The organism is Serratia bockelmannii (genome assembly GCF_008011855.1).
Lineage (GTDB): Bacteria > Pseudomonadota > Gammaproteobacteria > Enterobacterales > Enterobacteriaceae > Serratia > Serratia bockelmannii.
Window position 1 is genome coordinate 398,478 of the sequence record NZ_VOUX01000033.1, and the last position, 25,971, is coordinate 424,448.

23 protein-coding genes are annotated in these 25,971 nt (G+C 61.1%); 11 read left to right on the forward strand and 12 right to left on the reverse strand.

Features of this window, described 5'->3' with window-relative positions:
• Window positions 1–53: 53 nt before the first annotated feature.
• The 3 genes from pspC to pspA all read right to left on the reverse strand — a co-directional run bounded on the left by pspC (window position 54) and on the right by pspA (window position 1,369).
• On the reverse strand, window positions 54–413 hold the full coding sequence (gene pspC / locus FOT55_RS18390) for an envelope stress response membrane protein PspC (protein WP_004930552.1): 360 nt from the start codon (window positions 411–413) through the stop codon (window positions 54–56).
• The gene (gene pspB, locus FOT55_RS18395) at window positions 413–640 is read right to left on the reverse strand and encodes an envelope stress response membrane protein PspB (protein WP_004930553.1); all 228 of its coding nucleotides are present in this window, start codon (window positions 638–640) and stop codon (window positions 413–415) included. The genes pspC and pspB overlap by 1 nt, the downstream gene beginning before the upstream one ends.
• A 63-nt stretch (window positions 641–703) precedes the next feature.
• Window positions 704–1,369 carry a phage shock protein PspA gene (gene pspA, locus FOT55_RS18400; RefSeq protein ID WP_049277121.1) on the reverse strand — a complete coding sequence of 222 codons (666 nt, stop codon included), beginning with the start codon at window positions 1,367–1,369 and terminating at the stop codon, window positions 704–706.
• A 184-nt stretch (window positions 1,370–1,553) separates the two neighbouring features.
• Here pspA and pspF point away from each other — a divergent pair, with 184 nt between their 5' ends.
• Window positions 1,554–2,561: a phage shock protein operon transcriptional activator gene (gene pspF / locus FOT55_RS18405; protein ID WP_043143644.1), complete on the forward strand. Its 1,008-nt coding sequence runs from the start codon at window positions 1,554–1,556 to the stop codon at window positions 2,559–2,561.
• Between the two features lie 193 nt (window positions 2,562–2,754).
• On the opposite strand, the gene zigA is transcribed toward pspF, so the two are convergent.
• The 3 genes from zigA to folE2 are packed head-to-tail and all read right to left on the reverse strand — an operon-like array spanning window position 2,755 to window position 5,429.
• A complete protein-coding gene (gene zigA / locus FOT55_RS18410; protein ID WP_025303002.1) occupies window positions 2,755–3,942 on the reverse strand; it encodes a zinc metallochaperone GTPase ZigA in 1,188 nt (395 codons plus the stop codon).
• A gap of 10 nt (window positions 3,943–3,952) precedes the next feature.
• Window positions 3,953–4,513, reverse strand: coding sequence for an LbetaH domain-containing protein (locus tag FOT55_RS18415; protein ID WP_025303003.1), 561 nt, complete (start codon window positions 4,511–4,513; stop codon window positions 3,953–3,955).
• Window positions 4,503–5,429 (reverse strand): GTP cyclohydrolase FolE2, encoded by a 927-nt coding sequence (gene folE2 / locus FOT55_RS18420; RefSeq protein WP_060433159.1) that lies wholly within the window; start codon window positions 5,427–5,429, stop codon window positions 4,503–4,505. The genes FOT55_RS18415 and folE2 overlap by 11 nt, the downstream gene beginning before the upstream one ends.
• Before the next feature lie 204 nt (window positions 5,430–5,633).
• On the opposite strand from folE2, the gene sapA reads away from it, so the two are divergent.
• Genes sapA through sapF form a run of 5 tightly spaced genes read left to right on the forward strand, consistent with a single transcriptional unit; the run spans window position 5,634 to window position 10,928 of the window.
• Entirely contained in the window at window positions 5,634–7,283 is a 1,650-nt protein-coding gene (sapA, locus tag FOT55_RS18425) for an ABC transporter substrate-binding protein SapA (RefSeq protein WP_049207454.1), read from the forward strand.
• The gene (sapB, locus tag FOT55_RS18430; RefSeq protein ID WP_004930575.1) at window positions 7,280–8,245 is read left to right on the forward strand and encodes a putrescine export ABC transporter permease SapB; all 966 of its coding nucleotides are present in this window, start codon (window positions 7,280–7,282) and stop codon (window positions 8,243–8,245) included. The genes sapA and sapB overlap by 4 nt, the downstream gene beginning before the upstream one ends.
• Window positions 8,232–9,122, forward strand: coding sequence for a putrescine export ABC transporter permease SapC (gene sapC, locus FOT55_RS18435; RefSeq protein WP_004930580.1), 891 nt, complete (start codon window positions 8,232–8,234; stop codon window positions 9,120–9,122). The genes sapB and sapC overlap by 14 nt, the downstream gene beginning before the upstream one ends.
• Complete coding sequence (sapD, locus tag FOT55_RS18440) at window positions 9,122–10,114, forward strand: putrescine export ABC transporter ATP-binding protein SapD (RefSeq protein WP_019452674.1); 993 nt, start codon at window positions 9,122–9,124, stop codon at window positions 10,112–10,114. The genes sapC and sapD overlap by 1 nt, the downstream gene beginning before the upstream one ends.
• Window position 10,115: 1 nt before the next feature.
• Entirely contained in the window at window positions 10,116–10,928 is an 813-nt protein-coding gene (gene sapF, locus FOT55_RS18445) for a putrescine export ABC transporter ATP-binding protein SapF (protein WP_016927550.1), read from the forward strand.
• Between the two features lie 149 nt (window positions 10,929–11,077).
• Here the strand turns inward: sapF and FOT55_RS18450 are convergent, their stop codons facing one another.
• On the reverse strand, window positions 11,078–11,335 hold the full coding sequence (locus FOT55_RS18450) for a hypothetical protein (RefSeq protein ID WP_147823859.1): 258 nt from the start codon (window positions 11,333–11,335) through the stop codon (window positions 11,078–11,080).
• 17 nt (window positions 11,336–11,352) lie between these two features.
• Between FOT55_RS18450 and FOT55_RS18455 the strand changes: the two genes are divergently transcribed.
• Window positions 11,353–12,537, forward strand: coding sequence for a CMD domain-containing protein (locus FOT55_RS18455; protein ID WP_147823860.1), 1,185 nt, complete (start codon window positions 11,353–11,355; stop codon window positions 12,535–12,537).
• A gap of 43 nt (window positions 12,538–12,580) precedes the next feature.
• On the opposite strand, the gene FOT55_RS18460 is transcribed toward FOT55_RS18455, so the two are convergent.
• Complete coding sequence (locus tag FOT55_RS18460; RefSeq protein WP_147823861.1) at window positions 12,581–13,486, reverse strand: LysR family transcriptional regulator; 906 nt, start codon at window positions 13,484–13,486, stop codon at window positions 12,581–12,583.
• A 64-nt stretch (window positions 13,487–13,550) separates the two neighbouring features.
• Window positions 13,551–14,720, reverse strand: coding sequence for a serine-type D-Ala-D-Ala carboxypeptidase DacD (gene dacD / locus FOT55_RS18465; protein WP_147823862.1), 1,170 nt, complete (start codon window positions 14,718–14,720; stop codon window positions 13,551–13,553).
• A gap of 282 nt (window positions 14,721–15,002) precedes the next feature.
• Between dacD and FOT55_RS18470 the strand changes: the two genes are divergently transcribed.
• The gene (locus FOT55_RS18470) at window positions 15,003–17,309 is read left to right on the forward strand and encodes an FdhF/YdeP family oxidoreductase (protein ID WP_025303010.1); all 2,307 of its coding nucleotides are present in this window, start codon (window positions 15,003–15,005) and stop codon (window positions 17,307–17,309) included.
• Window positions 17,310–17,324: 15 nt separating this feature from the next.
• Here the strand turns inward: FOT55_RS18470 and FOT55_RS18475 are convergent, their stop codons facing one another.
• Window positions 17,325–18,179, reverse strand: coding sequence for a LysR family transcriptional regulator (locus FOT55_RS18475; RefSeq protein WP_147823863.1), 855 nt, complete (start codon window positions 18,177–18,179; stop codon window positions 17,325–17,327).
• Window positions 18,180–18,278: 99 nt separating this feature from the next.
• Between FOT55_RS18475 and gloA the strand changes: the two genes are divergently transcribed.
• Together gloA and FOT55_RS18485 are read left to right on the forward strand one after the other, a co-directional pair.
• Window positions 18,279–18,806, forward strand: a complete 528-nt coding sequence (gene gloA / locus FOT55_RS18480) for a lactoylglutathione lyase (protein WP_025303012.1) — start codon at window positions 18,279–18,281, stop codon at window positions 18,804–18,806.
• A gap of 187 nt (window positions 18,807–18,993) precedes the next feature.
• Window positions 18,994–20,928 carry an exoribonuclease II gene (locus FOT55_RS18485; protein ID WP_147823864.1) on the forward strand — a complete coding sequence of 645 codons (1,935 nt, stop codon included), beginning with the start codon at window positions 18,994–18,996 and terminating at the stop codon, window positions 20,926–20,928.
• A gap of 65 nt (window positions 20,929–20,993) precedes the next feature.
• On the opposite strand, the gene FOT55_RS18490 is transcribed toward FOT55_RS18485, so the two are convergent.
• Both FOT55_RS18490 and FOT55_RS18495 read right to left on the reverse strand, forming a co-directional pair.
• Entirely contained in the window at window positions 20,994–22,304 is a 1,311-nt protein-coding gene (locus FOT55_RS18490) for an MFS transporter (protein WP_060447740.1), read from the reverse strand.
• Window positions 22,305–22,334: 30 nt separating this feature from the next.
• On the reverse strand, window positions 22,335–23,498 hold the full coding sequence (locus tag FOT55_RS18495) for a M20 aminoacylase family protein (RefSeq protein ID WP_025303015.1): 1,164 nt from the start codon (window positions 23,496–23,498) through the stop codon (window positions 22,335–22,337).
• Window positions 23,499–23,883: 385 nt separating this feature from the next.
• Here FOT55_RS18495 and FOT55_RS18500 point away from each other — a divergent pair, with 385 nt between their 5' ends.
• The gene (locus tag FOT55_RS18500; protein ID WP_147823865.1) at window positions 23,884–25,950 is read left to right on the forward strand and encodes a carbon starvation CstA family protein; all 2,067 of its coding nucleotides are present in this window, start codon (window positions 23,884–23,886) and stop codon (window positions 25,948–25,950) included.
• The last annotated feature ends 21 nt before the right edge of the window (window positions 25,951–25,971 follow it).

Below are 25,971 nucleotides of genomic sequence, written 5' to 3' on the forward strand. Positions count from 1 at the left end.
GATAACGGCGGCGAAGATGCCCGGCCTGCGCAGGCCGGGTATCGCAAGAAGGGTTACAGCTTGCGGAAACGGCTCTGTACGCCGAAGGTATCGGACGTCACGTAGCGCTCGACCTGACGCAGCTGCTGCTCGCCGCTGCCCAACTCATACTCCAGCTGATCGAGCAGCTGGCGCGGCGTCTTCTGATGCTCGCCTTCGAAACGGCTGGCCGGCGCTTCATCCAACACGAACACCAGCGCGATATAGGCCACCAGCGTGAAGAAGAACAGCCCGAAGAACAGCGACAGCACCACCATCACGCGGATCAGTCGCACCGGTACGTCGAAATAGTGCGCCAAACCGGCGCAGACGCCTTTCACCATGCCTTCTTCGGGAACGCGATAAAGCTTTTTACTGCCCAGCGTCGTGCTCATCAGGACTGTCTCCAGTTCGGGTGTTCCGCATCGAGGATCTCTTCCAGCGCCTGAATGCGTTCACGCATGCGTTTGGCGTCTTCCGCCAGCTGCGCCAGGCGCTGCATTTCTTGCTGACTCAGCTGGATGCCGGTCTGCTGCCGATTGCTGTAATGCAGCCAAAGCCAAATCGGCGCGACAAACAGCACGAAAATTGTCAGCGGAATGGCAAGTAATAAAGCACTCATTGTTATTCCTTCTTATCGGGTCCTGGATAGGCGGCCACCTCCGGCGTGTGGCCGCGGTTCGCCTTACTCTGAGCGGTTCATTTTAGCTTTCAGCGCCGCCAGTTGCTCACTGATGGCGTCGTCGGCTTTCAGCTCGGCAAACTCTTGGTCCAGCGACTTCTTTTTACCGATGCTGATGCTTTCCGCTTCGGCTTCCATGTGGTCGATGCGGCGCTCGAACTGTTCGAAACGCGCCATCGCCTCATCCAGCTTGCCGCTGTCGAGCTGGCGGCGCACTTCGCGCGAAGAAGACGCGGCCTGATGGCGAAGCGCCAGCGCCTGCTGCCGCGCGCGGGTTTCGGTCAGCTTGTTTTCCAGCTCGCCGATTTCGCTCTTCATGCGCGCCAGCGTTTCTTCTACGGTCGCCACTTCCTGCGTCAGCGTGACGATCAGATCGGCCACCTTTTGTTTTTCGATCAGCGCCGCACGGGCCAAGTCTTCTTTATCTTTGCGCAGCGCCAGTTCGGCTTTTTCCTGCCAGTCACTGACCTGGTTTTCACCCTGCTCGATGCGACGCAGCAACTGCTTTTTCTCCGCCAGCGCACGCGCCGACGTAGAGCGAACTTCAACCAGCGTGTCTTCCATCTCTTGGATCATCAACCGCACCAGCTTCTGCGGATCTTCCGCCTTGTCCAGCAGGGTGTTGATGTTGGCGTTCACGATGTCGGCAAAACGAGAAAAAATACCCATAATTCACTTCCTCTTGGTTCTGATGGCGTCTGAAGCGCCGCGTTAAGTCGTACAGCTTGCCCAAAGAGATAATCAAAACCCGTGCCAACTTTTATTTCATTGAAAAACAACAACTCTTTATTTTTGACTCTCTGCGCGCTTGCTGTAGAGTGATTATTTTCACCAAACATTGGCGAATTTCATCATGAACGAACAGCCAGAGAATTTGTTGGGCGAGGCAAACGCCTTTGTCGAAGTCTTGGAGCAAGTCTCCCAGGTCGCCAAGCTGAACAAGCCGGTGCTGGTGATCGGCGAACGCGGCACCGGCAAGGAGTTGATCGCCCACCGTCTGCACTACCTCTCCAACCGTTGGCAAGGGCCGTTCATCTCGCTTAACTGCGCGGCGCTGAATGAAAACCTGCTGGATTCCGAACTGTTCGGCCACGAGGCCGGCGCGTTTACCGGCGCCCAAAAGCGCCATCTGGGCCGCTTCGAACGCGCCGACGGCGGTACGCTGTTCCTCGATGAGCTGGCAACCGCACCGATGCTGGTGCAGGAGAAATTGCTGCGGGTGATCGAATACGGTCAGTTGGAACGCGTGGGCGGCAGCCAGCCGCTGCGGGTGGATGTGCGCCTGGTGTGCGCCACCAACGACGATCTGCCGGCGCTGGCGGCGGCGGGCAAATTCCGCGCCGATCTGCTGGATCGGCTGGCGTTCGACGTGGTGCAACTGCCGCCACTGCGCCAACGGCGGCCCGATATCATGCTGTTGGCCGAGCATTTCGCCATTCAAATGTGCCGCGAGCTGGCGCTGCCGCTGTTTCCCGGCTTTACCGAACGTGCCAGGCAAACGTTGCTCGAGTATGGCTGGCCGGGCAACGTGCGCGAACTGAAAAACGTGGTGGAGCGTTCAGTCTATCGTCACGGCGACAGCGACAGCCCGCTGGATGAGATCGTCATCAACCCGTTTGCGCCACGCGAGGCCACGCCGGTCGCGCCCATTCCTGAAGACGCCGGCGCGTTACCGCCGCTGCCGTTGGATTTGAAACTCTGGCAGCTGGAGCAGGAGAAGGCATTGATCGAAGCGGCGCTGCAGCACGGGCGGTTCAATCAGCGCAAGGCGGCGCAGCTGCTGGGGCTCACCTATCATCAGCTGCGCGGTATGCTGAAAAAGCATGCGCTGCTGCAAAACGGCGAAGCGGACGAGGAATAACAGGCAAAAAAAAAGCCAGCACCCGAGCTGGCTTAAAAAACACTGGAAGCAATGTGAGCAATGTCGTGCCTTCCACATCAGAGCCGCAAACTGTGGCCTTCCGTGAACTGCCAGGCGATGATAATAGTTATCAGTATCGTCTGTAAAGCACTTTGTTGAGAATTTTTCTCATTACCACACGAAGATTGCGCAATTACCACTCAGGGAACGGGTCCGCCATGTCCAGCCAATAGTCCACGCCGGCGGCCATTTCATCGTCGCTCAGCAGGCAGTCGTCCAGCAGACGCACGATCGTCGCCTGCTGCAAATGCTGGCCAATAAACACCAGCTCCTGGCGCATGTCGCCGAACGGTTCCACCCATTTCTCCTGAATATGCGCCCGCGTTTCGGGATCCTGCGGCCAGTTATCTTGCGGGATGGCGCGCCAAAAGGTGCCCGCGAGGCCATAATGGGCGATGCCGCCCGCCTGGCTCCACTGCCCGGCCTGCCGCGGCCGCGTCGCCAGCCAGAAGAAGCCCTTCGACCGCAGCAGCTTGCCGCCTCCCCAGTCGCCGTTGATCACGCGGTAGAACTTGTCTGGCGCAAACGGCCGCCGCGCCTGATAGACAAAGCTACTGATGCCGTAGCTTTCCGTTTCCGGCACGTGTTCGCCACGCAGCTCTTTCAGCCAGCCGGGTGCCTGCTGAGCCTTTTCAAAGCTGAAGCTGCCGGTATTCAGCACTACCTCCAGCGGCAGTTTGCCCGGCGCGATCGGCACAATGCGGGCGTCCGGGTTCAGGCTGGCCAGCAGCGCCATCACTTCGCCCTGCTGGGTTGGCGTCAACAGATCGGTTTTGCTGACCAGGATCACGTCGCAGAATTCGATCTGCTCAATCAACAGGTCCGCCACGCTGCGCAGATCGTCCTCGCCCAGGCTTTGACCGGCCTCCTGAAGGCTTTGCGCCTGCTGATATTGCTGGATGAAATTCACCCCGTCGACCACCGTCACCAGGGTATCCAGCCGGGCGAACTGCGACAGGCTTTCCCCTTCTTCATCCTCGAAAGTAAAGGTTTCCGCCACCGGCAGCGGTTCGGAGATGCCGCTCGATTCGATCAGCAGATAATCGAAGCGCCCGTCCTGCGCCAGCTCGCGCACCGACACCAGCAGGTCTTCGCGCAGCGTACAGCAGATGCAGCCGTTGCTCATCTCCACCAGCTTTTCCTGCTGGCGATCGAGGTGCACTTCATTCTCCACCAGCGCGGCGTCGATATTCACCTCGCTCATGTCGTTGACGATCACCGCCACGCGCATGCCCTGCCGGTTGTTCAGGATGTGGTTCAGCACCGTGGTCTTGCCGGCGCCGAGAAAGCCGGAAAGCACGGTCACGGGAAGTTGTTTCATGAGAGCCTCACTAAAATTCATTGCGTAATGCCTGGTAACCGCGCACCAGCTCGACGTTGGTGGCGGCCACTTCTTCCGAAAACTGCAGCGCGCCGCGGTCGACCTGGCGATAGCGCGACAGGTCGCTGTCCGGCCCCACGCGCTCGGTCGAGGGGATATAGCGGTTTTCCGGCAGCGTCACGCCATCCACCACCGCGTTATAACGCACCACGCAGCCGGACTGGATGTGGCAGTTGAACAGCACGCTGTTGAAACCGATAAACACCCGATCGTCGATGCGACACGGGCCGTGAACGATGGCGCGGTGGGCGATAGAGCTGTAACGGCCAATGGTGACCGCCGCCCCGCTCTTGGAATGGATCACCACACCGTCCTGAATATTGGAGTGCGAGCCGATGACGATAGGTTCCATGTCGCCGGCGGCGTTCAACTCGTCGGCGCGAATTACCGCATACGGCCCGACGTAGACGAAATCTTCGACGATCACCCGGCCGCAAATAATGGCGGTGGGATCGATGTAGGCCAGCGGCGAGACCTGCGGCAGATGGCCGCTGGGATTTTTACGCAGCATGATGTTCTCCCCGCCAGCTCAGCTCCGCCACCGCATTGTGGGCATGCAGGCTCTCCTGATGCTCGACGCGCAGCGAAAAAGCGCGGTAGTCGCACTGGCTGCGCAGCATGCCATACAGACGGCGCGCCGCGTCCTCGCAAAACATCAGGTTCTGACCGTTGGCTAATGCGAAGGCCTGCTCGTCGCGGCGTTTCACCAGCGTTTGTACCGGCGTGCCCAGCGCGTGTTCGATGCGGTCAATCAGTTTCACCGGTTCGAACGCCCGTTCATTCTCGGGCGTCACGGTGATCCAGGCCCAGCTGCGTTGGCTGTGGGGCGTGGCCGGCATACCTTGCTCCAGCAGCCACTCGCTCACCTGGCGTTGGCTGACCCGCTCCGCCGCCTGTTCAAAATCAAACTGAAACTGTTGTTGCGCCAACTGACGGCTGAGCGCCGCCGAACTCGGGCAGGTAGAGGAGTAAGGCACGCCGACGGTCAGCGCCAGCGTCAGCGTGCCTGCCAGGGTGGCCTCGATGCGCAGCGGGTAAGCCTTCCAGCCACGCTGTGGCGACAGCAGCGCCGGACGTGACAGCAACAGCTCGCCGCTGATCGACAAGCTGGCGCGATCGCTGTGTTCTGGCTGCGAATCCAGAAAGGCCTGCAGCGTCCGGCCGATGCGCTGCGGCGTCAGCTCGCCCTGCGTCAATTCGTCCAGCGCCAGATACAGCCGCGACATGTGAATACCGCGTTCGCCCGCCGCTTCGGCGCGCAGGTTGATGCCGGCGTCGACCTTCGCCATCAATGGCTTGCCAGCCAGTTCCAGCGGCAGCGCGATCCCTTGCATCCCGACCCAATCGAGCCCGACATCACTCATTTCGCCGCGCCATGCCTGAGCGTCCGGCAGCGAACGGCGTGGTGGAAGTGCAACTTCGTTCATACATCCCCTTGCGTTATTGTGACTTTGCCCGGGAACGGTAACACGGTTTTGTTATATTATAACATAACATGAAAAACTTTTTTCTTGCCGCTGAACGGCCTGATTAATCAAGTCGCAGAAAACTCAGCGATTTTGTTCAATGGATTGGGCTGCTGGTCAGAGTACGATACACTAACGCTATTGCTGATTAACCCATGAGCCTCTATGCGTGGTTTACCCTTTTGGATACTGTCGTTGTGCCTGACGGGCTCTGCCCTGGCCGCGACAACACCGCCCGCGCCCAGCGCGGCGCCGCTGCCGGACATTCGCCAGAGCGGCTTTGTTTATTGCGTCAGCGGCATACTGAATACCTTCAACCCGCAAATGGCCAGCAGCGGCCTGACGGTGGATACCCTGGCCGCCCAGCTGTACGATCGCCTGCTGGACGTCGACCCGTACACCTACCGGCTGATCCCCGAACTGGCGCAAAGCTGGGAGGTGCTGGACAACGGCGCCACCTACCGCTTCCATCTGCGCAAGGACGTGCCGTTCCAGACCACCGCCTGGTTTACGCCCACCCGCAAGATGAACGCCGACGACGTGGTGTTCAGCTTCGCGCGCGTATTTGACCAAAAACACCCGTATCACGACGTCAACGGTGGCGAATACCCCTATTTCGACAGCCTGCAGTTCGGCGATTCGGTGCAGAGCGTGAGAAAGCTCGACGACTACACAGTGGAGATTCGCCTACAGTCACCGGACGCCTCGTTCCTGTGGCACCTGGCGACCCACTACGCGCCGGTGCTGTCCGCCGAATACGCCGACACGCTGACGCGCCAAGGCCATCAGGAGCTGATCGACCGCGAGCCGGTCGGCAGCGGCCCGTTCCTGCTCAACGAATACCGCTCGGGGCAATATATTCGCCTGGCGCGCAACGCCGCCTACTGGAAAGGCCTGCCGCGCATGCCGCAGGTGGTGATCGATCTGGGCGCCGGCGGCACCGGCCGCCTCTCCAAGCTGCTGACCGGCGAGTGCGACGTACTGGCTTATCCGGCGGCCAGCCAGCTGTCTATCCTGCGCGACGATCCGCGCCTGCGCCTGACGCTGCGCCCGGGGATGAACATCGCCTATCTGGCGTTCAACACCCGCAAACCGCCGCTCGACAACCTCAATGTGCGCCAGGCGATCTCGCTGGCGATCAACAACCAACGATTGATGCAGTCGATCTATTACGGCACGGCGGAAACCGCCGCCTCAATCTTGCCGCGCGCCTCCTGGGCCTATGACAACGACGCGCACGTCACCGAGTACGATCCGGCCAAATCGCGCGAGATGCTGCGGCAGGCCGGCGTCGGCCAGCTGAACCTGAAGCTGTGGGTGCCGACCGCCTCGCAGTCTTACAACCCGAGCCCGCTGAAAACCGCCGAGCTGATCCAGGCCGATCTCGGCCAGGTGGGCATCAACGTCACCATCGTGCCGGTAGAAGGCCGTTTCCAAGAGGCGCGCCTGATGGAAATGAACCACGATCTGACCCTGACCGGCTGGGCCACCGACAGCAACGACCCGGACAGCTTCTTCCGGCCGCTGCTGAGCTGCGCGGCAATCCGTTCGCAAACCAACTATGCTCACTGGTGTGACCCAGGCTTCGACGAGGTGCTGCAGAACGCGCTGTTGTCGCAGCAGCTGTCTCAGCGCATCGACAACTACCGCAAGGCGCAGAAAATCCTCGAGCAGCAACTGCCGGTGCTGCCGCTGGCCTCTTCTTTGCGTCTGCAGGCCTACCGCTACGACATCAAGGGATTGGTGCTGAGCCCGTTCGGCAACGCCTCGTTCGCCGGGGTGTACCGTGAATCCGCGCCGGAGGTGAACAAGTGATTATCTTTACCCTGCGCCGCATTCTGCTGCTGCTGATCACGCTGTTCTTCCTGACGCTGGTCAGCTTCAGCCTGAGCTATTTCACGCCGCGCGCACCGCTGAACGGCGCCGCCCTGCTGGACGCCTATCAGTTCTACTTCGTCAGCCTGCTCCATTGGGACTTCGGCGTCTCCAGCATCAACGGCCAGGCGATCAGCGAACAGCTGCGCGAAGTATTCCCGGCCACCATGGAACTGTGCCTGCTGGCGTTCGCCCTGGCGCTGTTTATCGGCATTCCGCTGGGCATCATCGCCGGCGTGCTGCGCGGCAAGTGGCAGGACACCGCCATCAGCACCTTCGCGCTGCTGGGCTTTTCAATGCCGGTGTTCTGGCTGGCGCTGCTGCTGATGCTGTTCTTCTCGCTGCATCTCGGCTGGCTGCCGGTTTCCGGCCGTTTCGATCTGCTGTATCAGGTGAAGCCTATCACCGGTTTCGCGCTGATCGACGCCTGGCTGTCGGACTCGCCGTACCGCGCCGAGATGATCGGCAGCGCACTGCGTCACATGATCCTGCCGATCGCCGCGCTGGCGGTGGCGCCCACCACCGAAGTGGTGCGCCTGATGCGCATCAGCACCGACGATGTGCTGAGCCAAAACTACATCAAGGCCGCCGCTACCCGCGGCCTGTCGCGCTTCACCATCATTCGCCGCCACGTGTTGCACAATGCGCTGCCGCCAATTGTGCCCAAGCTGGGGCTGCAGTTCTCCACCATGCTCACGCTGGCGATGATCACCGAAGTGGTGTTCAGTTGGCCGGGCCTCGGCCGGTGGCTGATCAACGCCATTCGCCAGCAGGACTATGCGGCAATTTCCGCCGGCGTCATGGTGGTCGGCACGCTGGTGATCACCATTAACGTCCTGGCCGACATTCTGGGTGCGGCAACCAACCCGCTGAAACATAAGGAATGGTATGCCCTTCGATAACGTATACCGCGAGAAAAAGATGCCGAGCCCGCTGCGCTACACCTGGCGGATTTTCTATGGCGACGCGCTGGCGATGATCGGTTTTTACGGGGTGATCGCCCTGCTGCTACTGTCGCTGTTCGGCAGCCTGCTGGCGCCCTACGCGCTGGATCAGCAGTTCCTTGGTTATCAGCTGCTGCCGCCGTCGTGGTCGCGCTATGGCAACGTGTCGTTTTTCCTCGGCACCGACGATCTCGGGCGCGACATCCTTAGTCGCCTGTTGACCGGCACCGCCGCCACCTTCGGCTCCGCGCTGGCGGTGACGCTGGCCGCGGCGTTCTGTGGGGTGATCCTCGGCGTGTTCGCCGGCGTCACCCACGGGCTGCGCTCGGCGGTGCTCAACCACATCCTCGATACCCTGCTGTCGATTCCCTCGCTGCTGCTGGCGATCGTGGTGGTGGCGTTTATCGGCCCCAAACTTGAACACGCCATGCTGGCGGTGTGGCTCGCCTTGTTGCCGCGCATGGTGCGCACTATCTACAGCGCGGTGCACGACGAACTGGAGAAAGAGTACGTGGTGGCGGCCCGGCTTGACGGCGCTTCCACGCTGCAGATCTTGTGGTACGCGGTCATGCCGAACATCGCGGCGGTGTTGGTGACCGAATTCACCCGCGCGCTGTCGATGGCCATTTTGGATATCGCCGCACTCGGCTTCCTCGATCTCGGCGCGCAGCTGCCTTCGCCGGAATGGGGAGCGATGCTCGGCGATTCGCTCGAGCTGGTGTACGTTGCGCCCTGGACGGTGATGCTGCCCGGCGCGGCCATCCTCGTCAGCGTGCTGCTGGTTAACCTGTTAGGCGACGGTATGCGCCGCGCAATCAATGCCGGGGTGGAATAATGCCGTTACTCGATATCCGCAATCTGACGATTGAATTTATGACCGCCGAAGGGCCGGTCAAGGCGGTCGATCGCGTCAGCATGACGCTGACCGAGGGCGAGGTGCGCGGCCTGGTGGGTGAATCGGGCTCCGGCAAGAGCCTGATCGCCAAGGCCATCTGCGGCGTGACCAAAGACAACTGGCGCGTCACCGCCGATCGCTTTCGCTTCGACGACATCGACCTGCTGCAGCTAAGCCCGCGCGAGCGGCGCAGGCTGGTGGGCCACAACGTCTCGATGATCTTCCAGGAGCCGCAGTCCTGTCTCGATCCTTCCGAAAGCATCGGCCGCCAGCTGGCGCAGGCCATCCCAGGCTGGACCTACAAGGGCCGCTGGTGGCAACGCTTCAACTGGCGCAAACGCCGCGCCATCGAACTGCTGCACCGCGTCGGCATCAAGGATCACGACGACATCATGGGCAGCTTCCCGTACGAGCTGACCGAGGGCGAGTGCCAGAAAGTGATGATCGCCATCGCGCTGGCCAACCAGCCGCGCCTGCTGATCGCCGATGAGCCGACCAATGCCATGGAGCCGACCACTCAGGCGCAGATTTTCCGCCTGTTGGCGCGCCTCAACCAGAACAACAACACCACCATTCTGCTGATCAGCCACGACCTGCAGATGATGAGCAAGTGGGCCGACCGGGTGAACGTCTTGTACTGCGGGCAAACGGTGGAAAGCGCCCAGTGCGAAGAGCTGCTGGCGGCGCCGCACCACCCTTATACCCAGGCGCTGATCCGCGCCATGCCGGACTTCGGCCGCTCGCTGCCGCACAAAAGCCGGTTGAACACGCTACCGGGCGCCATTCCTTCACTGGAACACCTGCCGATCGGCTGCCGCCTGGGGCCACGCTGCCCTTACGCGCAGAAGAAGTGCATCGAAACGCCGCGCCTGCGCCCGGTCAAAAACCACTTCTTCGCCTGCCACTTCCCGCTGAACATGGAGGAGCAATAACATGGAAACGCTGTTGGAAGTGCGCAACCTGAGCAAAACCTACCGCTACCGCACCGGGCTGTTCCGCCGTCAGCACGTCGAGGCGGTGAAATCCGTCAGCTTTACCCTGCGTGAAGGTCAGACGCTGGCGGTGATCGGTGAGAACGGCTCTGGCAAATCCACGTTGGCGAAAATGCTCTCCGGCATGGTGGAACCGACCGCCGGCGAACTGCTGATCGACGATCATCCGCTGGCGTTCGGTGATTATCGCTACCGCAGCCAGCGCATTCGCATGATTTTTCAGGATCCGAGCACCTCGCTCAACCCGCGTCAGCGCATCGGCCAGCTGCTGGATGCGCCGCTGCGGTTGAACACCGATCTGGAACCCGCCGAGCGCGAGCAGCGTATCAACCAAACGCTGCGCCAGGTCGGCATGCTGCCGGATCACGCTTACTACTATCCGCACATGCTGGCTTCCGGGCAAAAACAGCGCGTCGCGCTGGCCCGTGCGCTGATCCTGCAACCGAAGGTGATCGTCGCCGATGAGGCGCTGGCCTCGCTGGACATGTCGATGCGCTCGCAAATCATCAACCTGATGCTGGAACTGCAGGAAAAACACGGCATTTCCTATATCTACGTCACCCAGCACCTCGGCATGATGAAGCATATCAGCGACCAGGTGCTGGTGATGCACGAAGGGGAAATCGTCGAACGCGGCAGTACCGCCGAGGTGTTGGCGGCGCCGCTGCACGAATTGACCAAGCGCCTTATCGCCAGCCACTTCGGCGAGGCGCTGACCGCCGACGCCTGGCGACGCGACGGCGGCCGTTTCTGAGCCCCGTCCTGGCCTGCAACAAACCCGCTGCGGCGGGTTTTTTATTGCTGCGCGCCTCGGTCGCTTAGCGAGAAAACGCACATACAAATTACATTCTTGTTATATATCCTTATATTTTATTCCTTTCAGTTATTGATTAGTCCGTAACATTATTTTATCTCGCCAGGGCGATCGGTGAGGATATCCCCTACGTTGAGCCTCTCATACGACAGGATATCGCACTGATGAACAGCCTTCGCCATCGCCGCCTCGCGCAGTTTCTTCTCACGCTGGCCACCGGTTTCTCTGTTTACGGCCACGCGCTGTACTGCGATGAGCTGCGCTAAATCCGCCTTTCGCCCCGCCTGCGGGCATGTTGCCTCTTTGTCCAGCCACCGCTGCCGTACGCAGCGGTGGCTGTTGATCATGATTAAGGATTGACCCTATGGAACGACTCCGTCGACAACATAATGCCCAGTGGTATCACGAAACCCAAAGCAGCGTGCGGGGCGATGCGCCGTTGGAGCCGCAGGCGGCTACCCTGCGCGATCGTTTTCTGCTGGGGCTGGGTGCCTTCGCCGATGAAGCGTTAAACAGCGCGCTCGGCGCCCGCGCCGGGGTATTCAACGCCTCACTGGCCGGTTACCACGCCCTGTTTCCCGACCAGGTGTCGCTATCACGATACGTGACATTGTCACCCTACGATCGCCTCAGCACCGCACTGACCGTCGCTCAGGTGACCGGCGTGCAGTCCCTCTGTAGCCACTATGCCGCCCGCCTCGCCCCGCTGCACAGCCCGGACGCCTCCCGGGAAAGCAATATCCGGCTCGCCCAGATCACCCAATATGCCCGCCAGCTTGCCAGCCAACCCACGCTGATTTGCCGCAGGGCGCTGCAACAGCTTGTCGACGTCGGGCTGAGCCCTGCGGATATCGTCACCTTTTCGCAAATCATCGGTTTTGTCAGCTATCAGGCGCGTGTGGTAGCTGGCATCGCGGCGTTAGCCGGCCGACCGGCGGTAGTGGTGCCCGGCTTCCCGAATGTCGAAGACGCCGATGGCGTCGCTTTCAGTACCGAAGAATTGAGCTGGACTGCGCGGCTGTCGCCGATCGACACGGAAACCGCCGCCGCCGAACAGCTTGACGTGTTGGATCAGAGCCACCCGCAGGCGCGCGCCGAATCTTATTATCTGCTGTTAGCGCACGATGCCGCCGCACTGCGCGAACGCAACGGCGTGTTCAATGGCATCAATGCCGAAGGGTATGGGTTATCGAGCCGCCTGAAGGCGCTGGCGACGCTGGTGGTCTCGCGCATCAACGGCAGCCGTTACTGCGCGGCCACGGTGGCGCATGAAATGCAGGATGACGGATTGGTACAGGCGCTGTTCACCGGGCTGTCTCAGGGATTGGCCTCTACCGAGGATACGGTCAAACGCGCGGTGATCCACACCGCCGCCGAGCTGACGCGCGCACCGGAGAAATTTACCCCGCAGAGCGTGCAGCCGTTGTTCAACAGCGGTCTGAATCAGGCGCAGGCGCTGGAAGTGATCCTCACCGCCGCACTCTACGCCTGGGAAAATCGCCTGCGCCAAACGTTGGGCGATGCAACATCTTCCATCACCGCCGACTGAATACCGCTATGCGGCCTTATTACCGGCCGCAATACGGCGCGTTTTAGACATTCTGCTGACGCAGCCACTCGCTGGCGGCATCGAAGAACTTTTGCGCCAACGGCGTAGCGCGCTCCGCCATATCGACGACCACTGCCGCATGACGCGGCATGGCGCCGATGGCCACCGGACGCCGCTGCAACGCCGGCATCAACGGCGATTGCAGCTGGCCGCGCGGGAACAGTCCGCAGCCCAAACCGACGAAAATACCTTCGAGCAGTTGGAAGATCGACGCGGTCTCAAGCCGCGTGTGCAGTGTCAACCCGGCGTCGCGAAAGTGTTGATCGAGATAGCGGCGGAAATAACGCGTCGGCTCGGCGAGACACAACGGCAAGGCGGCCACCGCCTCCAGCGGCAACGGCGTATCGCCCACCAGCTTCGGGAAATGTTGCGGATGAAATACCAGCTCGACGCCGGTTTCCACCAGCGGTTGCGATTGGAAATGCAGCTCCTTCAAGGTCGACAGCTCGAAAAAGCCGATGCCGATGTCGACGGTGTGCGCCGTCAGCGCCTCCAACAGCTGATCAGCGCTCAGCACCGCCAGCCGGTAATCGAGATGCGGGTAACATTCGCTGACCGCCTTGAGCATTTCCGATACCGAGATACTGCACTGCGGCACCACGCCGAGGCGCAGCGTGCCGTGCAAACCGTGCTTGAGCGACTCCACTTCCAGCTTCAGCCCCTGATAAACCGAGACGATCTCACGCGCCCACGCCAACACCCGCTCGCCTTCGGCGGTAAAACCGCCGAAATGGTTGCCGCGGTTAATCAGCGAAACGCCCAGCTCTTTTTCCAGATTTTTCAATCGCATGGACAGCGTCGGCTGGCTGACGAAGCTGGCCTCCGCCGCCCGGCCGAAGTGGCGCTCTCGTTCCAGATTGCACAAATAAATCAGTTGTTTAATATCCATAGCGCAGCTCAATGATCGGCATTCGCACCAGTATACCACCGGGGGCCGCCGCCCGCCCGACGAGTCAGAGCCTCTGCTTCACGTAATCCACCAGGCGCGAGAACACGCCGCCCTGCGGTACCGCCTGCAGCGCCACCAGCGGTAGGGTTTTCACTACCTGGCCATTGTCGCTGATACGGATCTCACCAACGGTTTGTCCTTTATTCACCGGCGCTTCCAGCCGCGCGGTATTGATCACGTACTGCGCCTTCAGCTTGTCCGCTTCGTTTTTTGGCAGGCTGAGCGACTGCTCTTGCACGCTGCCGACCGGTAACCGGTGATTCTCGCCGTACCAGACTGGCTCTTCCCCCAGGCTCTGGCCGGCGCTGAACAGGTGTACCGTGGTAAAGTCGCGCAGCCCCCAGCTCAGCAGCTTGCGCGCCTGTTCCTCGCGGCCTTTGGAACTTTTGCCGCCCATCACCACGGCAATCAGGCGGCGATCCCCTTCGGTGGCGGAGGCGATGATGTTGAAGCCGGCAGAGGCGGTGTGCCCAGTTTTCAACCCATCGACGTGCAGCGTCTTATCCCACAGCAGGCCGTTGCGGTTCTGCTGCGTGATACCGTTCCAGGTCAGCGATTTCTCGCTGTACATGTGGTATTCCGCCGGCTCACTCATGATGATGGCGCGCGCAATCACCGCCAGATCGCCGGCGGTGGTGAATTGCCCCGGCGCATCCAGCCCGTGTACCGTTTCGAAATGGGTGTTCTGCAGGCCCAGCTGCGCGCTCTTCTCGTTCATCAGCTTGACGAAGTTGGCCTGGCTGCCCGCCACATAGTCCGCCATCGCCACGCAGGCGTCGTTGCCGGAATCGATGATGATACCGCGGCTGAGATCGCGAACCGTGACCCTGTCACCAGGCTTCAGGAACATCAACGAAGAACCTTTGAACACCGGGTTGCCCTGCGCCCAGGCGTCTTTCCCCACGGTGACGACATCGTCGAGGCCAATCTTGTGCTGATCGAGCGCGTGGTCGATCACCAACCCGGTCATGAGTTTGGTCAAGCTGGCCGGGTTGCGCCGTTCGTCGGCATTGCCGGCCGCCAGTACCTGGCCGGTGGTGTAATCCATCAAAACGTAAGAGGCGGCGTCTATCGCCGGTGGGGTCATGGTGGGAAAATGGGGCGTCGTTTCCGCCGCCTGCGCCGCTAAAGGCAGTAATATACCGCCGATCACCACTGATACTGAACGCTTCACGCTGTGTTCCTCAGGCCCGCAGGCTGAATAAAATGCCAATATAATCCGCGAGATAGACTGCATGAATTCACTTTCAGACGAAACCATTACTCTTTTGCAGCGGGTGTCTTTATGCAACCATTTGTTTAGGTCAGCGTCCGCCTGCGATAGATACGCTCTATGCCGCCATTGCCCCATTCGATTAGACGCCTGCCTGCCACGCCCCTAAACTTGTGACATAAATACGCAAGACGCATAAAAAAGCGTTTACTTTTTAGCTACAACCACCTGCGAAGTGTCACCATGAAATTCAAACCGTCAATCAAGCCTTATACCGGCCCAGCGGGCGGCTGGGGTTCGCTTGAAGCCACCACCCGCTTTGTCCTCGACAGTAAACAAACGCTAAAAAACATGCGCAACCTGATGCGCGTCAACAAGGCACGCGGCTTCGACTGCCCCGGTTGCGCCTGGGGCGACGACAACCACAGCACCTTCAGCTTCTGCGAAAACGGCGCCAAAGCGGTCAGTTGGGAAGCGACGCGCAGCGCCGTGGAGCCTGAGTTCTTCGCCGCCCACAGCGTCAGCACCCTGCAGCAGCAGAGCGACTATTTCCTCGAATACCAGGGTCGCCTCACCCATCCGATGCGCTACAACGCCGAAACCGACCACTATGAGCCTATCCATTGGCCGGACGCGCTGGCGCTGATCGCCAAGCACATCAACGGTATGGACAACCCGAACCAGATCGAGCTGTATACCTCGGGCCGCGCCAGCAACGAAGCGTCGTACCTTTATCAGCTGTTCGGCCGCATGCTCGGCACCAGCAATTTCCCCGACTGCTCCAACATGTGTCACGAAGCGAGCGGCGTCGGGCTGAAGCAGAGCATCGGCGTTGGCAAAGGCACCATCCGCATCGATGACTTCGAAAAGGCCGACGCCATCTTCGTGTTCGGTCAAAACCCCGGCACCAACCACCCGCGCATGTTGCACAGCCTGAAAAACGCCGCCCGACGCGGCGCGCGTATCGTCAGTTTCAACACCCTGCGCGAACGTGGGCTGGAAAGGTTCGCCGATCCGCAGGATCCGGTACAGATGCTGACGCCAAAATCCTCGCCGATCAGCTCTTCCTATTACCAGCCAAATCTGGGCGGCGATATGGCAGCGGTGCGCGGCATGGTGAAAGCGCTGCTGGAAACTCACCGCCAGCGTATGGCCGCTGGTGAACCCGCCCTGTTCGACCTGGCATTTATCGAACAGCACAGCGTCGGCGTGGAGGCTTACCTGGCGCAGGTGGACGCGACCGAGTGGCAGACCATTACCGCGCAATCGGGCCTGAGCGAAGCGCAATTGCGCCAGGCGGCGGCCACCTACCAGGGTGCCGAACGGGTGATCTGCACCTGGGCGATGGGCGTGACTCAGCATAAACACTCTATTGCGACGGTGCGTGAAATCACCAACCTGCAGCTGCTGTTCGGGCAACTGGGCAAACCGGGCGCCGGTCTGTGCCCGGTGCGCGGCCACAGCAACGTCCAGGGTAACCGCACCATGGGGATTGATGAGAAGTCGCCGAAGGCGCTGCTCGACAGCCTGGAACGCCACTTTAACTTCACCGCCAATCGCGCGGTGGGGCACAACACGGTGGAAGCGATCGAAGCGATGCTGCGCGGCGAAGTGAAAGTGCTGATCGCGCTGGGCGGCAACCTGGCCGCCGCAGCGCCGGACACCGAACGCACCGCCCGCGCCCTGCGCAACTGCGATTTGACGGTGCATATCAGCACCAAGCTTAACCGCAGCCACCTGGTGACCGGCAAAGACGCGCTGATCCTGCCGACGCTCGGCCGCACCGAACTGGACATGCAGGCCAGCGGCTCGCAGTACATCACGGTCGAGGATTCATTCAGCATGGTTCACGCTTCGGAAGGCATCGGCAAACCGCTGGCGGATACTCAACGTTCAGAGACGGCGATCGTCTGCGGCATCGCCGACGCCGTGCTAGGTACGCAACAGCTGGACTGGCTGGAACTGGCCGACGACTATTCGCTGATCCGCGATCATATCGCCGCCACCATTCCCGGCTTCGAAGATTTCAACCGGCGCTGCGACCAGCCCGGCGGTTTCTACCTGGGCAATGCCGCCGCCGAACTGCGCTTCGCCACGCCGAGCGGCAAGGCGGAATTCAGCGCCGCCGCGCTGCCGACCACCCTGTTCCCGCAGCTGGGCGACGAGCAAGCGCCGTTTACCCTGCAGACGCTGCGCTCGCACGATCAGTACAACACCACCATCTATGGTCTGGATGACCGCTACCGCGGCGTTTACGGCCAGCGCGAAGTGTTATTCATCCATCCGGAGGATCTGGCGGCACTGGGCCTACAGGATGGCGAACGGGTAGAGATAGAAACCCTGTGGAACGATGGCGTGGTGCGTAAAGTGGACGGGTTCAAGCTGGTGAGTTACGACATTCCGCGTGGCAACCTGGCGGCCTACTACCCGGAAACCAACCCGCTGGTGCCGCTGGCCAGCTTCGGCGACGGTACCGGCACCCCGACCTCGAAGTCGATCCCGGTGGTGATTCGCCGCAGCGAGCAGCAACCCTCGCTGCGTATTGCCTGAACATGCGCGCCCGGTTCACACCGGGCGCGCCAATATTTCCAGGATAGTCTGCAACTCGTCGGACAGCTGATGCCGTCGCCAGACGAAGTACAGATCGCTCACGCCCTCCTCACCCATTTCCACCACCTTCAACCCTGGTGCCGGCAAGATCAGCGGCAGCAACGAACCGGGCACGCAGGCCACGCCGCAACCGGCCTGCACGCAGGCCGCCATCGCGGCATAAGACTCCATTTCCAGCGTCATGCGCGGTTTCAGCCCGCGCGAGGCCAGCCAGTGATCCACCTTCAGGCGAAACGAACATTCGCGGCTGAACGTGTAAAACTCCAGCGGCACCAGCGTGGCGGCATCGGGTTCCCCGACATCGGCCGGCATCAGCAATACCAGCCGTTCATCGAATGCCTTTTGGCTGGCCAGCAACGGATGCTCAATCGGGCCGTCGGTGATCGCCAGGTCGAGATCGCTGTCGATCAGCATGCGTTCCAGCACCAGCGAGTCGCGGCTCAGTACGTTGATGTGCAGATGAGGCTGTAAACGGCGCAGCCTGGCAATACGCGCCGGTAAATGGCTGACCAGCGAGAAATCCAGCGCCCCGAGGTTCAGCAGCCCATGCTGATGCTCGCCGGCGAACAGCTGCTTGCTGCGCTCCGCCTGCGCCACGATGTCGCGCGCCTGCTGATAGAACAGCCGCCCTTTGGGATTGACGTACAGCCGGTTCTTGTCGCGGAAAAACAGCTCACCGCCCAGCGACTCCTCTAGTTCACGCAGCCGCAGCGTGACGTTGGAAGGCACGCAGTGCAGCTCGCGGGCGGCGGCGGCGATGGTTTTGTGTTCCACCACGGTGCAGAAAAACTTCAGCTGGCTCAGCTTCATCTATCATTCACTTTTAGTTAGTGTTTTAGTTAAAAACAATTACTTTAGATTAGCATCGATTTCACCTACAGTCTGCCGACACCCTGAGGAGGATCACTGATGCCACTGAATGATTTACTGACGCTGCCCGGCGTGGCGGCCCAACCGGACGCGGTTACCGACGGTTACGTGTTCAACCACACCATGATCCGCGTGAAGGATCTGGCCAAAGCGCTGGATTTCTATACGCGCGTGCTGGGCTTTACCCCGGTCTATCTGGAAGAGTTCAAAGAAGCCGCTTTCACCATCTGCTACCTGACGCGCAGCCCGCGCGAGCAGATCCCGCAGGATGACGACGAACGCAAACGCTGGGCGCTGAGCCAGCCGGGTATTCTCGAGCTGACCCATAACCACGGCACCGAAAATCAGGCGGATTTCCACTACCACAACGGCAACAGCGAACCGCGCGGCTTTGGCCACCTGTGCGTCACGGTGCCGGACGTGCGCGCCGCCTGCGAGCGGTTTGAGCGCCTGGGCGTCACCTTCCAGAAACGCCTGCATGAAGGCCGCATGAACTACGTGGCGTTCATTCGCGATCCAGACGATTACTGGATTGAAATCCTGCAGCCGACGCCGCTGCGGGACTGATTGTCCCACGCCCTTCACCCCGGCCTGCGCGCCGGGGTTTTTCATCGTTCGCCCTTCGATTGACCATTCTTGCGCAAAATCGCGCGGCAACGCGGGGTTCCGTGACGTTAGGCTTGCTCGCAGCGGGTGATTCGCGTAAAACTGTCAGCCGCAAATCTTGCCACTCACAACCCATTCACTGGACGATATGTTTCAAGATAACCCGCTGCTGGCGCAGCTTAAACAGCAACTTCACTCTCAGACCCCGCGCGTTGAAGGCGTCGTGAAAGGGACCGAGAAAGGCTTTGGCTTTCTTGAAGTAGACGGTCAAAAAAGCTACTTCATTCCACCGCCGTACATGAAGAAAGTCATGCACGGGGATCGCATTATCGCCACCCTGTACACCGAGAAAGAGCGCGAAATCGCCGAGCCGGAAACCCTGGTCGAGCCGTTCCTGTCGCGCTTTGTCGGCCGCGTGCAAAAGCGCGACGATCGCCTGTCCATCGTGCCCGATCATCCGTTGCTGAAAGATGCGATTCCGTGCCGCCCGGTGCGTGAACTGACCCACAACTTCCAGGCCGGCGACTGGGCGGTGGCGGAAATGCGCCGCCATCCGCTGAAAGGCGATCGCGGCTTCAACGCCGACCTGACCCACTTTATCACCGAAGGCGAAGACCATTTCGCCCCGTGGTGGGTGACGCTGGCGCGTCACAACCTGGAAAAAGAGGCGCCGGAGATGCAGGCCCTCAGCGAGCCGGACGCTGCGCTGGTGCGTGAAGATCTGACCGCGCTCGAATTCGTCACCATCGACAGCGCCAGCACCGAGGACATGGACGATGCGCTGTACGTGACCGACAACGGTGACGGTTCGCTGCAGTTGACCATCGCCATCGCCGATCCGACTGCCTACGTCGAACAAGGCAGCAAGCTGGACGATATCGCCCGCGTGCGCGCCTTCACCAATTACCTGCCGGGCTTCAACATCCCGATGCTGCCGCGCGATCTGTCGGACAACCTGTGCTCGCTGCGCCCTAACGAGCGCCGCCAGGTGCTGGCTTGCCGCGTGACCATCGCCGCCGACGGCGCGCTAGGCGACGATATTCAGTTCTTCGCCGCCGAGATCGAATCCAAAGCCAAACTGGTGTACGACGAAGTCTCCGACTGGCTGGACGGCATTGCCGGCTGGCAACCGCCGAGCGACGCCATCGCGCAACAAATCACCCTGCTGAAGCGCGTTTGCGATGCGCGCAATGCCTGGCGCCACCAGCATGCGCTGGTGTTCAAAGATCGTCCGGACTACCGCTTCGTGCTGGGTGAAAAAGGCGACGTGCTGGAGATCGTTACCGAGCAGCGCCGCAGCGCCAACCGCATCGTTGAAGAGTGCATGATCGCCGCCAACGTCTGCGCCGCCATCGTGCTGCGCGATCGCCTGGGCTTCGGCGTGTACAACGTGCACACCGGTTTCGATCCTGCGCTGGTTGAACAAGCGGTCACCGTGCTGCAGGCCAACGGCGTGGAAGCCGAAGCCGAGAAGCTGCTGACCCTCGACGGTTTCTGCGAACTGCGCCGCCACCTGGATGCGCAGCCGACCCAGTTCCTCGACAGCCGCATCCGTCGCTTCCAGACCTTCGCCGAGATCAGCACTACGCCGGGGCCACACTTCGGTCTGGGTCTGGAGGCTTACGCCACCTGGACATCGCCGATCCGTAAATACGGCGATATGGTCAACCATCGTCTGCTGAAGGCGATCATCAACCAGCAACCGGCGGAAAAGCCACAGGATGACGTCACGGTGCAGCTGGCGGAGCGCCGCCGCCTGAACCGCATGGCGGAGCGCGACGTCGGCGACTGGCTGTACGCCCGCTTCCTGCAGGACAAGGCCGGTACCGATACCCGCTTCAACGCCGAGATCATCGACGTGACCCGTGGCGGCTTGCGTGTACGCCTGCTGGACAACGGCGCGGTTGCCTTCATCCCGGCGCCGTTCATTCACGCGGTGCGTGACGAGATGCAGTGCAGCCAGGAAACCGGCACCGTGCAGATTAAAGGCGAAGTGGTTTACCGCCAGAGCGATACCTTGCAGGTCACCATCGCCGAAGTGCGCATGGAAACCCGCAGCGTGATCGCCCGCCCGGCGGCCTGAACGCCAGCCTGAAACGGTCGCAACGCAAAGCGCCGACGGTGAAAACCGCCGGCGTTTTTTTTCGGCTAGCGCAGCGGCTCTCCGCCGGTTTCACGCAGCAATGGCAGCACCGCCAGCGAAGCCAGCGTAGCCACCATCAGATAGACGGCGGGCGCCAGCAGCGAACCGCTCAGCGCGATCGACTGCGAAGCGATGTACTGGGCGAAGCCGCCGAAGATCGCCACCCCGAGGCTGTAGACCAACGCAAACCCCAGCGCACGAATGCGCTGCGGGAACAGCTCCGAAATCATCAACATGGTCGGCACCGAACCGAGCGTGGTCAACCCGACCAGCACCGCGACGATCAGCAGCAGCACCGCAGGATGCGGCACCGCGCTCAGCCACCAAAACGCCGGCAGGGCCACGATCAGAATCGCGATCCGCGACCCGCGGATCAGCGGCAGACGGCCGTAACGATCGCACCAGTGCCCGACCAGCAGACTGCCGCCGAAGGTGATGAGCCCCGCCAATAGCATCGCGGCATAACCGTAGGCCTGCGCCATTCCCAGGTATTTCACCGCGTAGGTGCCGAGATAATACATCGAGATGTAAGTGGCGACGGTGGCGCCGATGGTCAGCATCACACCGAGCACTACCGCCCGCGAGTGCTGGCGCAGCTGAGCAGGCGGCTCGTGAGCCCGCGCCACCGACGGCCGATCGCTTTCCAGCCCGAGACGCAGCCAGCAACCGAGCGGCGCCAGCGCCACGCCGATAAAGAATGGAATGCGCCATCCCCACTCGGCCATGGCGTTCGGTTCGCCGGAAAGCACCGGCAAGGCCGCACTGAGCGCCAGCGCGGTGACGCCGCCAACCACGGTGGCGATGCCCTGCGTCGCCAGTGACCAGCTGGAATAGAAACCGCGCCGATGGGGCGGCGCCGACTCCACCAGCAACGACATCGACGCCCCCACCTCGCCGCCCGCCGCTACGCCCTGGATCAGACGCGCGGCCACCAGCGTGGCGGTTCCCCAATAGCCGGCGCTGGCGTAGGTCGGCGCAAAGCCGATCATCGCCGTGCCCAGGCTCATCAAGGAAATCGTCAGGATCATCGCCGGCTTGCGGCCACAGCGATCGGCATAGGCGCCAATCAGAATGCCGCCCAGCGGCCGCATGAAAAAGCTGACGCCGAACGTGGCAAACGCCAACAGCAACGCCAGATGCGGATCGCTAGACGGGGGAAAAAACAATACGCTGATATAAATAACGAAGAAGTTATAAATACCGAAATCGAAAAACTCCAGCGCATTACCGAAGGAGGCAGCGAATATGACCTTTTTGCCACCGACCTTCGGGGCCGATATTATTTCCGTTTGGGTTTCAGCCGTATTTTCACTCATCATTATCTTCCCTGTTATTATTTTTCGCGTTTATTTTAAATACGCTTCCGCCAACGCTCCCCAATACTGGCTGCCGGCCGCCAGACAGCCGTCATTGAAGTCATATCCCGGGTTATGCACCATGCAGCTGCCTTCGCCATCGCCGTTGCCAACGATCAGGTAGCAGCCCTGCGGATGTGCATCGAGCATGAAGGAGAAATCTTCGCTGCCCATCAGCGGCCGGGCACCGTAGTGCGCGCGGGCGGCGCCGAACTGCTGCTCCGCCACACGGTGGGCAAAGCGGGTCATCGCTTCGTCGTTGACCAACACCGGCGTACCGTTAACGTGCTCCACCACCGCGTGGGCACCGAAGCTTGCCGCCTGCGCCTCGATCAGCGCCGGAATGCGCGCCAGCAGGATTGCGCGCGCCTGACGATCCAGAGAGCGTACGCTGAGCTTCATTTCCGCGCTGTCCGGGATCACGTTGGCCGCCTCACCGGCCTTGATGCTGCCGACGGTGATCACGGCCGCCTCCAGCGGATCGATATTACGCGAAACGATGCTCTGTAGGGCGACAGTGATATGCGAGGCCACCAGCACGGGATCGACCGCCAGCTGCGGGATGGCGCCGTGGCCGCCACGCCCCTGCACCCGCACGTTGAACTGATCCATCGAGGCCATAAACGGACCGTGTTGGAAGAAGAACTCGCCGAGCGGCATCCCCGGCATGTTGTGCATGGCGAAGATGGCGTCGCAGGGGAAGCGCTCGAACAGCCCCTGTTCCACCATGCGCGCGCCGCCGTTCAGCATCTCTTCCGCCGGTTGGAAAATCAGGTGCAGCGTGCCGTTGAAGTTGCGCGTTTGCGCCAGATAGCGGGCGGCACCGAGCAACATAGTGGTGTGACCATCATGGCCGCAGGCGTGCATGCGGTTGGCCACGCTGCTGCTCCAGGGCTTGCCGTTGTTCTCTTCGATCGGCAGAGCGTCCATATCGGCACGCAATCCGAGGCGTTTAACGCCGTCGCCCACCCGCAACGTACCCACCACGCCGGTGCCCGCCAATCCGCGGTGCACCTCATAGCCCCACGAACTCAGATAATCCGCCACCAGATCGCTGGTGCGAAACTCTTCGAAACCCAATTCAGGGTGCTGATGAATATCGTGCCGAATGGCCGTGAGCTGCGGTAAATACCCTTCGATGATTTTATTTATCATAATTAAATTCCTTTCGTAGCTTTATTATTTATTTGATGAATGATTAAGCCTGCGGGTGAAAATAAAGGTATAACACGGCATGAATAATTTTATTTCGGCACGCCTCGACAGATAAAATAATAATCCGCCAGACACCGTGCCCAGATAAAAAACGACGATAATTCGCTGTGCGCGCCGTGAAAATGCAGAATGAATAACTGCTCAGGATGGTGTGGGCGACAGCCTGCGCCAACGCGGTTTCATCACGTTGTTTTTACACTAAAACCCCACCTGCTTCACATTTCTCATCCGACCTGCCGCGGTTCGGCGGCAAAACTTCTACTGTTAAAACGTCATTCCTAATAACAACGTTGATTTTTACCTCTGCACGCCAAGGAGTTGTTTCATGAAAAACATCAGGTCCGGATTTATCTGGCTGCTGGTGGCGTTGGTCGGCGCCTTCGCTTTCGCCATGCTGGCGCTCAGCCGTGGCGAGCACGTCAACGCCGTCTGGCTGGTGGTCGCCGCCGTCGCCTGCTACAGCATCGCCTACCGCTTCTACAGCCGGTTCATTGCCGACAAGGTCTTTGAACTGGATGACCGTCGTCTGACCCCGGCAGAACGTCACAACGACGGCCTGGACTACGTGCCCACCAACAAATGGGTGCTGTTCGGCCACCACTTCGCCGCCATCGCCGGTGCCGGGCCGCTGGTGGGGCCGATCCTGGCCGCGCAGATGGGCTTCCTGCCGGGAACCATCTGGATCCTGGTCGGCGTCATGCTGGCCGGCGCGGTGCAGGATTTCCTGGTGCTGTTCATCTCCACACGCCGCGACGGCCGTTCGCTGGGGGAAATGGCCAAGCAAGAGCTGGGCGCATTCGCCGGGGTGATCACCATGCTCGGCGCACTGGGGGTGATGATCATCATCCTGTCGGCGCTGGCGCTGGTGGTGGTAAAAGCGTTGGCCGACAGCCCGTGGGGGCTGTTCACCATCGCCGCCACCATCCCGATCGCCCTGTTCATGGGCATCTACATGCGCTTTATCCGGCCGGGCAAAATCGCTGAAATTTCGGTGATTGGCTTCGTGCTGATGCTGCTGGCGATCGTTTACGGCGGCAACGTGGCGCAAGATCCCTATTGGGGGCCGTTCTTCACGCTGCACGGTACCACCCTGACCTGGGTGCTGGTGATCTACGGCTTCGTCGCCTCGGTGCTGCCGGTGTGGCTGCTGCTGGCGCCGCGCGATTACCTTTCCACCTTTATGAAAATCGGCGTCATCATCGGCCTGGCTATCGGCATCGTCTTCGCCATGCCGGAGATGAAAATGCCGGCGGTCTCGCGCTTCATCGACGGCAGCGGCCCGGTGTTCGCCGGCGCCCTGTTCCCGTTCCTGTTCATCACCATCGCCTGCGGCGCCATTTCCGGCTTCCACGCGCTGGTCTCCAGCGGCACCACGCCCAAGCTGGTGGAACGCGAAAGCCACATTCGCTTTATTGGCTACGGTGCCATGCTGATGGAGTCTTTCGTCGCCATCATGGCGCTGATCTGTGCCTCGGTGCTGGATCCGGGCGTTTACTTCGCCATGAACTCGCCGGCGGCACTGATCGGCACCACGGTGGAAAATGCTTCGCAGGTGATCAACAGCTGGGGCTTTATCGTCACGCCGGAAACGCTGGCGCTGATCGCCAAAGAGGTGGGCGAGAACTCCATCCTGTCGCGCGCCGGCGGCGCCCCGACCTTCGCCGTGGGCATGGCGCACATCATCAGCGAGGTGTTCAACAGCCGGGCGATGATGGCCTTCTGGTACCACTTCGCCATTCTGTTCGAAGCGCTGTTCATCCTGACCGCCGTCGACGCCGGTACCCGCGCCTGTCGCTTTATGGTGCAGGATTTGGTGGGCGTGGCGGTACCGCAGTTGGCCAACAACCGCTCCTGGTTCGGCAACCTGGCGGGCACCACGGTGGCGGTGGCCGGTTGGGGTTTCTTCGTGTATCAGGGCGTGGTCGATCCGCTCGGCGGCATCAATACCCTGTGGCCGCTGTTCGGTATCGGCAACCAGATGCTGGCGTCGATGGCGCTAATCCTCGGCACCGTGGTGCTGTTCAAGATGAAAAAACAGCGCTACGCTTGGGTCACCATTTTACCGACCGCCTGGCTGTTCGTGACCTCCATGACCGCCGGCTGGCAGAAGATCTTCCACGAGAAACCGAGCATCGGTTTCCTGGCGCAGGCGAAGAAATTCTCCACCGGCATCGAGCAAGGCACGATCATTGCGCCGGCCAAGTCTTTGAAAGACATGGAAACCATCGTGTTCAGCAACCAGATCAACGCCGCGCTGTGCGGGTTCTTTATGCTGGTGGCGGTAACCATGATGATTGCCGCCTTCTTCGCGATCCGCCGGGCGCTGCGTTCCGAACAGCCGACGACGCACGAGGTCGGCGCCGCGCTGCGAGAGGAGACCGGCCGCGGCTAAGCGAACCGAGCATCAAGCAAG

What these genes read in the sequence shown, in the direction of transcription:
- pspC (WP_004930552.1), bottom strand. Translation starts at nt 413, where the DNA reads ATGAGCACGACGCTGGGCAGTAAAAAGCTTTATCGCGTTCCCGAAGAA.
- pspB (WP_004930553.1), bottom strand. Translation starts at nt 640, where the DNA reads ATGAGTGCTTTATTACTTGCCATTCCGCTGACAATTTTCGTGCTGTTT.
- pspA (WP_049277121.1), bottom strand. Translation starts at nt 1,369, where the DNA reads ATGGGTATTTTTTCTCGTTTTGCCGACATCGTGAACGCCAACATCAAC.
- pspF (WP_043143644.1), top strand. Translation starts at nt 1,554, where the DNA reads ATGAACGAACAGCCAGAGAATTTGTTGGGCGAGGCAAACGCCTTTGTC.
- zigA (WP_025303002.1), bottom strand. Translation starts at nt 3,942, where the DNA reads ATGAAACAACTTCCCGTGACCGTGCTTTCCGGCTTTCTCGGCGCCGGC.
- FOT55_RS18415 (WP_025303003.1), bottom strand. Translation starts at nt 4,513, where the DNA reads ATGCTGCGTAAAAATCCCAGCGGCCATCTGCCGCAGGTCTCGCCGCTG.
- folE2 (WP_060433159.1), bottom strand. Translation starts at nt 5,429, where the DNA reads ATGAACGAAGTTGCACTTCCACCACGCCGTTCGCTGCCGGACGCTCAG.
- sapA (WP_049207454.1), top strand. Translation starts at nt 5,634, where the DNA reads ATGCGTGGTTTACCCTTTTGGATACTGTCGTTGTGCCTGACGGGCTCT.
- sapC (WP_004930580.1), top strand. Translation starts at nt 8,232, where the DNA reads ATGCCCTTCGATAACGTATACCGCGAGAAAAAGATGCCGAGCCCGCTG.
- sapD (WP_019452674.1), top strand. Translation starts at nt 9,122, where the DNA reads ATGCCGTTACTCGATATCCGCAATCTGACGATTGAATTTATGACCGCC.
- sapF (WP_016927550.1), top strand. Translation starts at nt 10,116, where the DNA reads ATGGAAACGCTGTTGGAAGTGCGCAACCTGAGCAAAACCTACCGCTAC.
- FOT55_RS18450 (WP_147823859.1), bottom strand. Translation starts at nt 11,335, where the DNA reads ATGATCAACAGCCACCGCTGCGTACGGCAGCGGTGGCTGGACAAAGAG.
- FOT55_RS18455 (WP_147823860.1), top strand. Translation starts at nt 11,353, where the DNA reads ATGGAACGACTCCGTCGACAACATAATGCCCAGTGGTATCACGAAACC.
- FOT55_RS18460 (WP_147823861.1), bottom strand. Translation starts at nt 13,486, where the DNA reads ATGGATATTAAACAACTGATTTATTTGTGCAATCTGGAACGAGAGCGC.
- FOT55_RS18470 (WP_025303010.1), top strand. Translation starts at nt 15,003, where the DNA reads ATGAAATTCAAACCGTCAATCAAGCCTTATACCGGCCCAGCGGGCGGC.
- FOT55_RS18475 (WP_147823863.1), bottom strand. Translation starts at nt 18,179, where the DNA reads ATGAAGCTGAGCCAGCTGAAGTTTTTCTGCACCGTGGTGGAACACAAA.
- gloA (WP_025303012.1), top strand. Translation starts at nt 18,279, where the DNA reads ATGCCACTGAATGATTTACTGACGCTGCCCGGCGTGGCGGCCCAACCG.
- FOT55_RS18485 (WP_147823864.1), top strand. Translation starts at nt 18,994, where the DNA reads ATGTTTCAAGATAACCCGCTGCTGGCGCAGCTTAAACAGCAACTTCAC.
- FOT55_RS18490 (WP_060447740.1), bottom strand. Translation starts at nt 22,304, where the DNA reads ATGAGTGAAAATACGGCTGAAACCCAAACGGAAATAATATCGGCCCCG.
- FOT55_RS18495 (WP_025303015.1), bottom strand. Translation starts at nt 23,498, where the DNA reads ATGATAAATAAAATCATCGAAGGGTATTTACCGCAGCTCACGGCCATT.
- FOT55_RS18500 (WP_147823865.1), top strand. Translation starts at nt 23,884, where the DNA reads ATGAAAAACATCAGGTCCGGATTTATCTGGCTGCTGGTGGCGTTGGTC.